The organism is Deltaproteobacteria bacterium (assembly GCA_019309545.1).
GTDB lineage: Bacteria > Desulfobacterota > Desulfobaccia > Desulfobaccales > Desulfobaccaceae > Desulfobacca_B.
On record JAFDGA010000029.1, the window covers coordinates 1 to 13,653 of the forward strand.

General features: G+C 52.0%; 14 protein-coding genes and 1 tRNA gene. 1 reads left to right on the forward strand and 14 read right to left on the reverse strand.

Annotated elements, in window-relative coordinates; translation table 11 throughout:
* Positions 1-9: 9 nt before the first annotated feature.
* Together JRG72_09470 and JRG72_09475 are read right to left on the reverse strand one after the other, a co-directional pair.
* Positions 10-85, reverse strand: a tRNA-Ala gene (locus tag JRG72_09470).
* Between the two features lie 50 nt (positions 86-135).
* The gene (locus JRG72_09475; GenBank protein MBW2135435.1) at positions 136-804 is read right to left on the reverse strand and encodes a nitroreductase; all 669 of its coding nucleotides are present in this window, start codon (positions 802-804) and stop codon (positions 136-138) included.
* 273 nt (positions 805-1,077) lie between these two features.
* On the opposite strand from JRG72_09475, the gene JRG72_09480 reads away from it, so the two are divergent.
* Complete coding sequence (locus tag JRG72_09480) at positions 1,078-2,121, forward strand: hypothetical protein (GenBank protein MBW2135436.1); 1,044 nt, start codon at positions 1,078-1,080, stop codon at positions 2,119-2,121.
* Between the two features lie 9 nt (positions 2,122-2,130).
* On the opposite strand, the gene JRG72_09485 is transcribed toward JRG72_09480, so the two are convergent.
* The 12 genes from JRG72_09485 to asnB form a co-directional block, all read right to left on the reverse strand.
* The gene (locus tag JRG72_09485; GenBank protein MBW2135437.1) at positions 2,131-3,117 is read right to left on the reverse strand and encodes a 50S ribosome-binding GTPase; all 987 of its coding nucleotides are present in this window, start codon (positions 3,115-3,117) and stop codon (positions 2,131-2,133) included.
* Between the two features lie 396 nt (positions 3,118-3,513).
* Positions 3,514-3,726: a DNA-directed RNA polymerase subunit omega gene (locus tag JRG72_09490; protein MBW2135438.1), complete on the reverse strand. Its 213-nt coding sequence runs from the start codon at positions 3,724-3,726 to the stop codon at positions 3,514-3,516.
* Between the two features lie 265 nt (positions 3,727-3,991).
* On the reverse strand, positions 3,992-4,771 hold the full coding sequence (locus JRG72_09495) for a hypothetical protein (protein ID MBW2135439.1): 780 nt from the start codon (positions 4,769-4,771) through the stop codon (positions 3,992-3,994).
* On the reverse strand, positions 4,771-5,181 hold the full coding sequence (locus JRG72_09500; GenBank protein ID MBW2135440.1) for a thioesterase family protein: 411 nt from the start codon (positions 5,179-5,181) through the stop codon (positions 4,771-4,773). Before JRG72_09500 ends, JRG72_09495 begins: the two co-directional genes overlap by 1 nt.
* Before the next feature lie 122 nt (positions 5,182-5,303).
* Entirely contained in the window at positions 5,304-5,906 is a 603-nt protein-coding gene (locus tag JRG72_09505) for a flavodoxin family protein (GenBank protein ID MBW2135441.1), read from the reverse strand.
* 158 nt (positions 5,907-6,064) lie between these two features.
* Complete coding sequence (locus JRG72_09510) at positions 6,065-6,508, reverse strand: superoxide dismutase (GenBank protein MBW2135442.1); 444 nt, start codon at positions 6,506-6,508, stop codon at positions 6,065-6,067.
* Between the two features lie 281 nt (positions 6,509-6,789).
* Positions 6,790-7,341 (reverse strand): hypothetical protein, encoded by a 552-nt coding sequence (locus JRG72_09515; GenBank protein MBW2135443.1) that lies wholly within the window; start codon positions 7,339-7,341, stop codon positions 6,790-6,792.
* Between the two features lie 123 nt (positions 7,342-7,464).
* A complete protein-coding gene (locus tag JRG72_09520) occupies positions 7,465-8,427 on the reverse strand; it encodes a methyltransferase domain-containing protein (GenBank protein ID MBW2135444.1) in 963 nt (320 codons plus the stop codon).
* Between the two features lie 48 nt (positions 8,428-8,475).
* A complete protein-coding gene (locus tag JRG72_09525; protein ID MBW2135445.1) occupies positions 8,476-9,396 on the reverse strand; it encodes a flippase-like domain-containing protein in 921 nt (306 codons plus the stop codon).
* A gap of 110 nt (positions 9,397-9,506) precedes the next feature.
* Positions 9,507-10,934: a radical SAM protein gene (locus JRG72_09530; protein ID MBW2135446.1), complete on the reverse strand. Its 1,428-nt coding sequence runs from the start codon at positions 10,932-10,934 to the stop codon at positions 9,507-9,509.
* 145 nt (positions 10,935-11,079) lie between these two features.
* The gene (locus JRG72_09535; GenBank protein ID MBW2135447.1) at positions 11,080-11,688 is read right to left on the reverse strand and encodes a class I SAM-dependent methyltransferase; all 609 of its coding nucleotides are present in this window, start codon (positions 11,686-11,688) and stop codon (positions 11,080-11,082) included.
* Positions 11,675-13,603 carry an asparagine synthase (glutamine-hydrolyzing) gene (gene asnB / locus JRG72_09540; GenBank protein ID MBW2135448.1) on the reverse strand — a complete coding sequence of 643 codons (1,929 nt, stop codon included), beginning with the start codon at positions 13,601-13,603 and terminating at the stop codon, positions 11,675-11,677. Before asnB ends, JRG72_09535 begins: the two co-directional genes overlap by 14 nt.
* Positions 13,604-13,653 lie beyond the last annotated feature (50 nt).

Sequence of the window (13,653 nt, forward strand, 5' to 3'; positions counted from 1 at the left end):
TGTTTTTGTTGGTGGAGATGAGGAGATTCGAACTCCCGACCTCTTGCATGCGAAGCAAGCGCTCTCCCAGCTGAGCTACATCCCCAATATGTTTATATTTTATTTGCTTGGGCCGATCATGTCAATAGCCCGGCTCTAACAATCCACCCAGCGGACCAGGTTTTCCACCGGTTCCCGGCTGGTGTGGAATTCATTAATTCTGGCCTTATCATCCGGGTAGCCGAGGGCAATACCCACCACGATCTTCTGGGTGGTGGGGATATCTAGGTATTTGCGGATCAGATTGGGGTACAGGGCCAATTGAGCCTCAATGCAGGTCCCCAGCTCCAGGGCAAAGGCGGCCAGGCAGAGGCCATGGATAATGGCCCCCATATCTAGCATGGCATAAGGGATGCTGAAGTCGCCGTTAAAAGTAACATAAATGATGTTCGGCGCATCAAAGGCGCGGGTCATATTGAGCATATGCGCCTGGCGGGACGCCTTGTCTTCGCGGGCAATGCCCATTAACTCAAAAAGCTCCTTGGCTACCGTCATATAGCGATTTTTGGCGGCCTCGGGAAAGGTCTCAGGCATTGGTATATCCGGGTTGGGGGGCACCTTGTTGGCCACCGCTTCGGCAAATTCGGCGGTTAATTGTTTGACCGTATCGCCGCCTACGACGACCAATTCCCAGGGTTGAGTATTGCCCCAGGATGGTGCCCAACGGGCGGTGTCGATCAGTTCCAGCAATTCTTTACGGGGAACCGGGTCAGGCTTGAAAGCCCGGATGCTACGCCGGTTTTTCAGGGCATTTAATACTTTCATGTCTCTCTCCCTTCGCCGATTTAAATCAAGTCTGCCAATACCGGAAATTTTTATTATGATAACATTTCAACTAGAGCGGTCTCCGGTCCTTTCACCCAATTCCTGATTGGGATACCTGGGCGGGGCGACTTGCCGGGTCGCCCCGACATCAAGGCGTTGCCCGGAGCAAAATCCCCTGGTCTGGAAGCGTTGCCAAAAGACTCGATCTTGGTTATAAATAAGCCCAAAATAAATCCTGGTGTCAAATAAATTCCTGGAAAAAAGGAAAAAAGTATGGGAGCATCTGAATCTCACCGCCGCCCTTGGCAGGTGGCGGCATTTCCTCTGGTAATTAGCTGGCAGCCTGAATACTGGTCTTTGCCGCTTTACTTCCCGGACCTGCTGGTAGGCCACCTGGAAGGGCAACCAGCCAACACCGGCTTGCCGTCCATACCCTTGCCGCCGCTAGACAAGAGTTTGCCTTTTGATTGGCGGAATTACCGGCCCCGAGAACTACAGCAATGGAAAGCCTATCTGGAATTCAAGGCGTCTGAAGAAGTGTCCGAAGATGAATCTGAACTCATCAGGGCCATCAAGGGAGAGCCTGCGGCTAGCCCGGCAGCGCCCGAGTTACCGCCTGAGACCGGCCTTCCCCGGCTTCCCGATGCCTCAATGATCTGGACCCTGGCCTGGCAACTGGAGAAAATGTGGGCGGAACAGGAGGCCCGGCTTAGAATGGTCCAAAACCAGCAATCTCAGCTCGACACCTGGCTAGCCCCGGAGCCTTGGGAAGAGAAAGCCGCCTTCCAGCCCCCGCCGACCCATGACCCCCTGTTGGCGGCCACTGCGCCCCCCGACCCCGAACTGGCCCTGCTGCGTCTTTATTTCTGGCAGGCCCTCCTGGGGCCCCATCTTTCTTCCCCGTGGGCGCCGTTGATCCTTACAGCCCCGGCCTCTCTCGGGTTGCTCCTGGAAGCGCCAGGACCGATGTCAACCGAGCCGGGGTTGACACGCCTGCGCTACAGCCTTCCTAGGTGCCAGAATCGGGAAGGTCTGGAGCAGTCTTTGGATCGGTTAGCCGCCGCTGGATTAGAGGGTCAGTTTGCCCAGGCACTGGACCAGGTTCTGCAAGCTCTGGCCACAGATGACCCCTACCTGGAGTCTGCCCAGGGGCACTTGCAAAGCCTGATTACGCAGCAACTGTGGCCAAGTCTTCAAGTAGAAACCGGCCAGCCGCTCGTTACCCTGGAAATTTACCTGCGTCTGACTGCCGATCAGGAGCTAGCCGATCAGATTCAGGAGATTTTTCCCGGTCCGGTCCTGTTCTGGCGAGCCTAAAATTGCGCATCAGAAGTGTAATTCTACGATGTCGCCATCATGGAGGATGTAGTCTCGCTGAACCCGCTGGCCCTCAAAGGTTTCTCGCCCCCAGACCCGGGCATATTTGAATTTCTGCGTAAAGTCCTTGTGAATACGAGAGGCCAATTCCTGAACGGTAGTGTTGACCGGGACCACAAAGGGAGCATCGAAATTAGCGGCTCGTCCCGGTGCCCGGGTATAGACCCGCACAAGTTGAAGAATTGCAAACACCGCGGACTTTAATTCGGCCAGCCCCTGTCGATCCTTAGCCGACACTACCAGGGTGACAAATCGATCCTGCAAAATCTCTTGAGCCAGCGCTACTTCTTCAGGATCCAGGGGCAGATCACCTTTGTTGAGCGCCACCAGGGTAGGTTTGAGCCTTAGGTCAGGGTCTTGAGGCGCTTCCGCATATCCCTTCAGCCCCAACTTATAGGGGGCCAGGATGGCTTCGGCCTGCTCGACCTGATCCAGCACCTCGCCTTCGGCCAGGCTGACTACCAGCAGCCAGGCATCGGCCCGACGCAACAGATCGGGGTACCAGGGTTCCAAGTAATCTGGGCTTACCGGCGGAGTATCGATTAACTGAATCTGGACGTTCTCGTAGGTCATCATCCCAGCTAATGGGATGCGAGTGGTGAAGGGATAATCGGCAATCACCGGTTGAGCGTTGGTCAGGGCCGCCAGGAGGGAGGATTTGCCGGTATTGGGTAGGCCGAGCAATGCCACCTGGCCCGCCCCCTCCTTCTCCAGGAAATAGACCGGGGGACGGCGGCCGGGGCCTTTACGAGCCTGGCCCATGTCTTTGAGCTTGGAAATGCGCCGGCGTAGATCGGCCCGGAGCTTATCGGTGCCCTTGTGCTTGGGCATAATGGTTAACATTTCTTCCAAGCACTTGAGCTTGTCGCTGGTAGTTCTGGCCTCCCGGAAGCGCTTTTCCGCCTCAAAATATTGGGGGGGTAAATTGGCCGGCATCAGTTATTCTTAATAAATCCTCTAAGCTATCACTATTAAAGCTAAAAATCGGTTTGTTAAACATCCATGCCCTGCCCTGCTCTGGGTATTACGGGGGTAATTTTTGTGCCCCTTTTTAAATGTCCGATTAGAGACATTTGACACGAAACCCCTTTTTGCAATTAAATAAACGCCATATAAAGCTTCGTACTGCGGTCGATCATTCGTTGACCGATCCCCAAATTTATAATAACGAGGATCAAGGCGGCTTTGCCTCGGGCTTTGAGCCTGTCGACTAGACAGCCTTTTGCGTTGTATTGCGCGGCGTACAGCATTGACGGGGGACATCCCTACCATGGAGGTTTATCGAGAATCGTAAAAAGGTAACCTGCTTTATAGCTTGCGTAAAACTTTAATTCATTTTTCGGGTAATAGTTTCTGGGGCTCGGACACCGACACCTTTCCGGCAGCAATTTCCCTTAAGGCCATAACGATCTCTTTGTTATTGCGGCCCTTGATCAACAGCGGCGCTCCATGATAAAGCTGCCGTACCCGCTGGGCCCCAATATGCACCAAGGCAAACCGGTTAGGAAGTTTATTTAAGCAGTCTTCAATAGTTACTCTGGCCACTGGCTATCTCCTTTGATTCTACAAACTTATTGATAACACATTTACAATAGATGATTACCTCAAGAAGCTGTCTGGCATTTGGGAGCCGTTTTTACAGCCGCGGCAATCTTTCTGCCACTGCCCTTTTGTTTCAGCAGTTGCCTGATTTCTTGGGCTGAATATTCATGGCCGCACACCTGGCAGCGCATCTCCAGGCCGCCCTGTCAGAGGGTTCGGACCGTAACCTCGTCAGCGCCACAGTGAACACATTTCATAATTTTCCCCTTTAAAAATAACGCGACAGCCGCGGCAAGCTGGGTTCCACCTGCCGGGCCTGGCGAATCAGGGCGTTGATATAAAGCCAGGCAAAACTCAACAAGAATTCCGGAGGATATTTGATCGCGCCCCGGTCGTCAAAGGCCACCTGGATGTCAGGCAATTCCACCCGCAGGCGCAGACTCAGGTCTTGCAACACCGGCCAGGTGGCCACCCATCCCCTCGGCATCTCGACACAGGTGCCGCTATCTAGACGTAACATAGCCACGGCCGCGACCGCAGTCGAGATCAACGGTACCACTTCCAACCGCGGCCCTAAGGCAAAGTTTTTTAGCGAAGCCCCGACCCGGGCCTCGACAGCCTCAAACGGCACCCAACTGGATCCGGGGTCGGCTGAGTCAGGAACATAGGTCCCTCGGCCATAGCGGGCCAGCAAACCCAAGAAATCCCAGGCAAAAACATAGGCATCTTCGGTGGGTACGGCCAGACTTTTGCGCGCGTAAAAGACCCTGAGATCAGTGCCGAACTCCGGGTCGTGGTCGTATAGGAAATACAGCTCCAGGGGCCGGAAAGGGCAGATACGGATAACCCATTGTACGCTGGCATAGGGCTGTTCGGGCAGCACCTCGGCCCGCAGACTTTGAGCCAAAGACGAGGGGTTTAGATGGCTCAATCCTTCCAAGTCCTGGCGGTACTTCTTGCGGATCAAGCCCCGAAGCTGGGCATCCCAGCCCCAGCCGGTGTCAAAATCCCGCAAGGTCACCAGATCATAAGGAAAATCCTTGGTCATCAGCCTGGTTGACCGGCCGCGGCCTTGTCCGCGATTTTTTGTTGAAATTTATCGGCGTTAATAATGAAACGTTCGTGGATAGCTTCGCCGATCTTTTCCCGTTCGTCAAAGACCTCCAGTTTGAAGGTCAGTTTGCGGCCTTCCACCTGGGTAATCTCGGTTATTGCCCGCACCTCCATCCCTAAGGGGGTGGGGGCCAGGTGCTTCAGATTCATGGAAATGCCCACCGATTGCTCGCCGGGTTTTAAATGTTTGGCCATCAGGTCAGCGCTGACGCCTTCCATCAGCCCCACCAGATAGGGAGTGGCAAAGGCATCGGGCAATTGGGGAAAGAATTTCCGGGCCGAATGTCCTGGGCCAGTTTTAAGCCGCATCTCATTGGTCATGCCCACGGTAAAGGTAGATTCCATCAGCGTCCTCCTTATGCAGGTTCAATCCCCAGGAACAATTAATACTCCGGGCATTTAAAAGATTAATCTGAGGGGAGGGCCGGGAGACCGCAGACCCCTACCCCCTCTCCCAAGAATGGAAACTAGGCCAGCGGGAACAGCTTAACCGGGCCTAACGGCTCTCCCTGGCCTAATCGCCGGCCCAGATCCTCGGATTCGGCCAGCACCTCTGGTTTCTGCAGCATGGCGCCTTTTTCATCCACTCCCCGCACCAGAATTTCAGCCGCATAGACTACGTTGATGGCATCAAAAAAATAGCGGGCGGTGAGCCGACAGCCGACAAAGACATGCTTGCCATGGGTAGCCCCGGTACACAACAAGACGCCCCGGCGATTAGGGCCTGGAAAATCCTGCTTCAAAACATAGCGCCGCGACCATAATGCCTGGGTCCGATCAATCATCGCCTTGGCCTGAGCGGTCACACCATAAAAAAAGACCGGGGAGGCCAGGGCAACCACGTCGGCCGCCAACAGTTTCGGATACAGGTCAAGCATGTCATCTTTAATCGGACAGGTGCCATCTTTAATGCAATGGTAAATTTCCATACAGGGGGAGATCTTGAGTTTGGTCAGGGCCACTTTCTCGACTTCTGCACCCCCCTGGGCCGCACCTTTTAGAAAAGCATCCAGCAGAATTTCCGTATTACCCCCGCGTCGCGGACTGCCCCAGATTCCCATAACTTTCATGACGCGCTCTCCTTAAAGGTCACGGGCTGCATCCCGATCAACAATATCTTTAGGAATTTTAAATGATTAGTCCTGGATTGTCAAGCTTCCCAGAGGGTGCAGGATGTCAGTCTGTTCCACGGCACAGGCCAGCCGCCTGTGTTCCAGAAATAGGTTTTCTAATTATGGTGGGCATGATAGCGGCCTGCAACCGCATGCCAATCGATATTTTGGAAAAAAGCCTCCAGGTAATCGGCTTTTTTCAGTCCATTCTTTAAATCCTCGTACAGGACCACCCAGCCGATACCCCGCATACCGCCCATGGCCTTGAAATCGGCCAGCCAGCGGTCATAACTGCCAAAATTGGCCTCCAGGCTCTTATAAAGCTTGCCCTCCTTGTTGATCTGGCCATTGCTGCCCAGATTGCCGAAATAGAGCTCATGTAGCCGCATGCCGTTGAATTCCCAACTGAAGCGGCATTTCAGCTCCGCATATTGTGGGCTGGACAGCTGATTCTGCTGAGCCATCTGCGCCATCTGGGTGAGCAGCAGATTGGTATTTTTGACATAGCCCTCGTACAGGGTAAAATGTTGCTGCAGTAACTGATCGCTAAAGCCCTTCATGCTTTTTAGGCGGCTGAAGTCCTGAGCCTCGTAGGACTTGATCTCGATCCCCCAGGCATCGACGCTGACCAGCGCATAAACCAAAAAACCCCATTAGCCCACCCATGTTGGTCCATTTCATGTTTATCCTCCTCCTTTTTTAAAAATTTGCCCTGCTTAGAGAGGGGGTGCTTTTCCAGGTGCCATGAATAAATTTATTCTTGGGCCCCGGAATCACACCCCATTTGGTAGGAAGTGAAAGAAGTGGGTTTCAATTGATAATAGTATATATCTTTTAATAATTATTTCAAAGAATATTTTTCTCTGAGGCGGGAAGATAATTTCTGCACCCAGGCGTAGGCTTTGGCTACCGTCTTTTCCCTATCCGGATTGATCAGGCAACAGGTAGCCGGGCCCAAAAGACTCTGGGCCAACAGTTGCTCCTGATCGATCCCGGCCTGATACAGGGTACCCCAGATATCCTCCAGAGAGCTTATCAGGTGGTCCTGGGATTCCCTGTCAAAGGCCTCAAAGCCGGTGGGGACGATGCCCCAACTAAGGACCGCCCCCCGCTCCATAAACCGGCGGATGTCCGGGCCATAGCAGCGAAAAATCTCGGCATTGGTATAAATGTCCATGGACAGGATATCGAGGTCACGTTTTAGAAGGAATTCCCAATCAGGGTTGCCGCACAGGTGAATGCCCCGGGGCTGATCAATCTGGGCCAGGAAGTGGTCTAGCGGCCAGAAGGGAATGTCCAGCGATAAGGCCAGCTTCAGGGCCTCATCCACCTCATCGTGCGGCAGAATGGCCATCGCGGTAGTATGCAAATTGCCGGGGATGAGCGAAGCCATCTAACGTCCTTTTCTGCCCCGCCAACAAGCGGCGGGGAATGAAGAATAAAGGCTTTCCTAAAGGAATAGTAGTTATCAGACGTTCTTGCTTTAAGTAAAAACTATAAGTTTTTTAAGCGTACTTTACTTAATTGCCGTTACACCGTAACTATTATTATTGATCTGCACAATGTTGCATTGTTTCAGGCCATTTTTATCAACGAAAGCTACAAGGTCTTGCTTGGATATATAATGTACAATAGGAGTGGATAAAAAATCAAAGGCAATATAATTGCGGTCTGAGTTACTTAGTACAGTGTTTAGATAGTTTAGATATTCACCATAATATTTTGGCTTTAGATATCTTGTTAAGCTTTTATAAATCACTTCCTCCATTTGAACCATGGTTTTGCTTAAAACTACTTTAGTAGAATTCGAGAGGTTAATTGTAAAATATCTGATTAAGTTGAGCAGTGACCCCATTATTTCATTTCCTTCCTTCCCGTATACCCAAACACCTATTTTACCGCCCTCTTTGAGAGGGTTTAATATAGCTTTAAAAGCCTTGAACGGAGCGGCTGTATGGTGCAAGACGCCCATACAAAAAACCATGTCAAATAAAGGCTTAAAAGGGGGGTTAAACAGATTGGCTTGGATGAAATGGATATTGGGGTAATTTGCCGAGAGCTGTTTGGCAGCATCAACCGCGCTACCCACGTCCAAGGCGAAAACCTCTCTGGCCCCAAAATCTGAGGCTAGTCTTGATAACCGACCAGCCCCACAGCCTACGTCGAGAACGACTTGGCCTTTGAAATCCTCCGGCTTCCAGGGGGGCAATCTTTCCAAAAACTCACGGTTGAGGGCCGGAGACAGGCGGGAACCATATAGTTGCCAGGCATAACCGAAGCTTTCAGAGGTTTTTTCTTCCTTTACAGTTAGATCACCGATAACTAACCGTGGAATGCCGTCGATAATCGGATAAGCCTTATTGCAACCACCACATATTAAACTCCCACTTATAACTTCTGACGACTCTATCGTCGCTTTAAGTTTGAGCTCATTGTTACATATTGGGCAGGTAAGATAAGAAATTACGTCTTTTCTCATACATTAAACTCCACCAGAGATGTTACTATAGTGAATGACTTGCCAGCTTCATTTAGGACAATGAGCGACTCTTGGTTCACAGGGTGGCTGAAGAGTCAAGGATAGCCAGCCGATAAGGCCGTGGGTCACTACCAGCCCTAATAACAAACAGGAGAAAGCCAGGGCTTGCTCCTGTTTCATTCCCAAGAGGGAGAAAAGGAAAATTAAACTTACCTCCCGGGTGCCGATGCCCGCGATCGATATAGGGATTAGCGTAAAGAGGGTGGTTAAAGCCAAACAGGCTCCGACTTGCAATAAGCCCAGATGGAGGTTTAGCGCTCGGGCGATGAAATACGCCGCCAAAAAATTCATCGCCCAGCCCAGTATGGTCAGAATAAGGGGCCAGCTGAGACGCCAAGAGAGAAAGGGCCGCACGGCGTCCTGCACCCCCAGAAGTCCCTGATCCACCTGGGGTCTGAATTTCAAGGGTACCATTTTTACTAGAACTGAGCGTAGCCAGTCCCAATTCCAGGTTCGCCAGGCAAGTAAACAGAACCCAATAACTAATAACAGCGAGATGGGAACCAGACCCAGCACTCCGTCCCGGAACAGTTTGGGAAGAGGAAGGAAAAATATTGCGGCCATACCGATTACAGTCAAGATGAACAGATCTAGAAAACGGTCTAATATAATACTCAGGGTTACAGAGATAATAGAATGATTTTCCTGCCGGAAATAGATCAGGCGAGCGAAATCCCCCAAACGGCCAGGGGTAACTGCTCCGGCCAATGATCCGGCGTTATAAATCAAGAAGACCTTCTGAAACGGATAGATAATCCCTTGCAGTTTAAGCAAGTATCTCCACCGACAAACAATCAACCCGATATAGCTGATCATGGTAATTTGGGCTAGCAAGTACCATGGCCATCTGGTTTTCCCTAAGGCCACAGCAATCCCCCGCAGATCAGTGGTAGCCAGCACCAATCCCATGAGTAAAAAACCTAGTAGGAAAGGGGTGATTCTTTTTAATCGCCGCCAAACGGATTGGTACCCCGTCGGTTCAGGTTCTGGGGATTTATCAGAATCTGTGACCGTCAGGTTCACGCCGCGCCCCAGGAGAACAGGGCTCTGAAGAATGCCAGGCCGTCCAGCAGAAAGGCTTGGGGTTGGTAGAGCTTGAAATTCCTCCATAAGATGCCAGGTCGGAGATAAAATCTCAGAAGACCAATTTTCTGCAGCCAGATCAGACGATGGCGGCTCAAATCATTTACCTCTACCGAAGCATTGCCGAAACGACGCAACTCCCGGAGGTCGTCAGCAATAATCCGACTACCCCCCTCCCCCCGAAGAATCATTTCCCGCACCTTGGTTCCTGGGTATGGTTGTAAGATGTTTATGACTACCTGGTCAAGCCCATATAAGCTGTTGATAAATCGGAATGAATCCTCTACCGTGCGGCGATTCTCGTAAGGCAGACCAATAATGAGGGAGCCGCGGGCCAGAATCCCGGCCTCGCGCGTAATTCGAAAGGCTTCGGAGATTTGCTCCAGAGTCTCGTTCTTACCGGTAAATTTTAGAATCTCCGGGTTTCCGCTCTCAATACCATAAGAAATGCGGACAAAGCCGCTGGCCTTCATGGTTTGCAAGAGCTTCCGGTCCACCCGGTCGGCGCGTGACAGCCCCTCCCAGGTAAACCGCAAGCCGCGGCGCTGAATCTCCTCGCAGAGCTCATAAATCCTGGCCTTATTCATGGTGAGGACATCATCATTAAAAGAAATATGCGGAACATTTAACTCTCGGACCACATATTCGATCTCATCGGCAACATTGGGGGCTGACCGGTAGCGGATTTGCCGGCCCCCGGGAATCTGAGCGACCGCACAATAAATACAGTTAAAGGGGCAGCCCCGGGAAGACATGAACGCGGTGGTAACCTGGTGGCCCAAACGAGGCACGTTGCGAAAGTAGAGACGATTGTCTAATAGAGTGCGATCCGGAAAAGGAAGATTATCGAGATGGTTATGCAACGGCCGCAACGGATTTTCGATAACCTCGCCCTCGGCTCGGAATATCAAACCGCGGATTTGGGAATATCGCCATGGTTCAGGCAGGTTTTCCAATAATTCAACGATGGTCTCTTCCCCCTCGCCGATCACCCCGAAGTCGAAACAGGGATAATCAACCAGCACTTTTTGGCGAAATATGGTGAGGTGGACGCCTCCTAAGACAATGGGGATATTTAGATGGGATTTAAGGGCCTCAGCAATGGCGACGGCGTTGTAAAACTCGGGGGAGGTGGCGGTAATCCCGATCAGGTCAGGCTTTTCCCGTTGAACAATCTCCAGAATCTTGGCCACATTATAACCCTGGGCTTCGCAATCCAGGACCAGGGGCTGATGACCCGCCCGTTTGAGGCTAGCCGCCAGATAACACAATCCTAGAGGAGGGTTTAAAAAGCCGTATTTCAAAATAGCCTTGAAGGACCCGTAAACATTGCTAAAAGGTGGAGAGATGAGGATACATTTCATGGAGTTCAGTTCCTTGAGAATATTCTTTAAATTTACACCAGAGGTTTGCTGGTTAAGCTTATTAGACGAGGCATCTGAGTCATGGTTTTTATCGCCCCCTCTGGGTTAAACGGTGGCGGAGGGATAAGAAAAAAAGCAGTCAATCCTATACCTTAACAAAAATAAACAGATTGTTCAGGCCATATAGGAATCGTTGGTGAGACCTAAGCTGATAGCCAGCGCCTTGTACCAGAGAGATCAATTCTTGATTCCAGAAACCATAGACCTCTCCGGGTTCCATGCCTCGCTCTTTGTCCTCGCTATACCACCAGATAAACCGATGCCCCAGATAAGACAGCACCGGATCGATCATGGTAATAAGCAAGCGGCCCTCTGGAGCCAGCACCCGGCGGGCTTCAACCAATACCTCTTGGCGATTAGGAATATGGTTTAAGGCGGCGATGATGGTCACGGTGTCAAACTCGCCGTCGGCAAAAGGCAGCCGGGAACAGTCCGGCAGGATCAAGGCCCCGCCCCCCCAATCGTAGACATCGACCCCGATACCATTGCCATAGGTGTGGACCAACTGATTATCGCCACAACCGATATCCAACAGGCGGCCTTGCACCCAGGGCAGCACGGCCCGCAAGCGTTCTCCCCACAGGGAGGTCAGGCCCAGGCGTTCGGTTACTTTATCGGGCAAAACGGTCAACCGCAGCGGGGCAAAGGCCAGGTCAAAAAATTTTTGGGCCAAACTTTTATCAGTGACCATCATTAGAGTCCCAATGTTTGATAGTTAATCCGGGTCCAGCGTCTATATTATCTCTGATAAATGTCTGCCACCACAAGGCCAAAATCAGCAAACCCCAGAGTTGATGACTGTAATCCAATCTATCCTCCACATGCTGTTGGAAGATTTTTCGCAAGAAGGCCATATTAATCCACCCCGTATCCCGGAGAATTTCCAGGGTATCAGCAAAATAATCCTTAAGTTCGGTTTTAATCCAGAGTCCGACCGGCACGTTAAATCCTTTTTTGCCCTGCCAGCGGATGGCGGCCGGCACCCGATCCTGCAGGAGCCGACGCAGCAAGTATTTTTTCAGGAACAGCCCTTTTAGTTTCCAGTGCGCCGGAATCCCAGCCGCCGTTTCCACTAAACCATGATCTAGAAAGGGAGTGCGGGCTTCCAGGGCGTGGGCCATGGTCATGCGGTCAACCTTGACCAGCATGTCATTAGGTAGATAAAAACGCGTGTCAGCATAGAGCATGCGATCAATCGGATGGCCTGCCTGGCTGCGTTCGAACCAGTACCTATATAAGAGAGAGGCCTCCGGCAAATGAAGTTGGGGCAACAGGTCCTGTTGGGCCTCAGGGGACCAGATCTGCCGCCAGGAATAATGGGCGTAATCAGCATCACACCCCAGGGCCGCCACCAGGCGCTTTAATTTAAAATCCAAGCTGACTTTACGGTCGGAGACCGGCAAACGTGTCACCAGTCGTTGTAGCAGTTTTTGCCAAGCGGTGGGTAGAGAATTAAGGAGTCGCAGAAGATAATGAGCCTGATAAGTTTCATAACCCGCCAGGATTTCATCAGCCCCATCGCCGGTGAGCACCACCTTGACCTCCCGGGCCGCAAACTCGGCCAGATAATAGACCGGCACCATGGAGGAATCGGCAGTAGGTTCTTCGGCATGCCAGACTAAGGTGGGCAATAACTCTTTGACCTGCGGGGTCACCACCAGTTCATGATGCTCGGTGCGGTAGCGGGATGCTACCTGCCGGGCATAAGGTCGTTCATCATAACTTTTTTCGGCGAAACCGATAGAAAAAGTTTTTAACCGGCCCGGATAAAGGGGTGCGGCCAAGGCCACGATAGTGGCCGAATCCAACCCCCCGCTCAGAAAGGCCCCTACCGGCACATCGGCGATCAGCCGATAGCGGATGGCTTCCTGTAACTGGGCCTCGAATTCGGGGACTACCCGGTCAGGGTTTTGGGTCTTGATAGCGGGTGGGTAACTCAGGTCCCAGTATTCCCTTATCTGCAGTTGCTGTTCGTGGGCACGCCATAACAGGTATTGGGCCGGTTCCAGCTGCTGGATCCCTTTAAACAGAGTATGGGGAGCTGGAGTATAATTCAACGATAAATAGTAACCCAGAGCCTCAAAATTAACTTCCCGAGGGATCTGGGGAAGCGCCAGCATCGCCTTGATTTCCGAGGCAAAATAAAAGTCGCCATTACGCCGGCAATAGAAGAAAGGTTTCTTGCCTAAGCGATCCCGGGCGGCAAACAGGCGTTGCTGATCGACATCCCAGAGCGCAAAGGCAAACATGCCGCGCAATTTATCCAGACATTCGACCCCGTATTCTTCATAAGCATGAATGATCACCTCGGAATCGGCCTGGGAGTAGAACCGGTGACCGGATTTCTCTAAATGTTGCCGCAGTTCCTGAAAATTGTAGATTTCACCGTTGAACACCATGAAAACGGTCCCGGTTTCATTGCTCATCGGCTGCCGGCCGCGTTCCGACAGGTCAATGATGCTCAGGCGGCGGTGGCCTAAACCGACCCGACCCTGGACCCAGAGACCGGCGTTATCCGGGCCGCGATGAGTCAGAACGTCGCGCATCTTCGAGATTTCTGTTGCGGTTACCAGCCGTTCAGCTCTAATGATCCCACAGATTCCACACATCCACGCCACCTGCTAGCGGGAGCGGTTGCCAGCCCAGGGAAAGCGCTCCC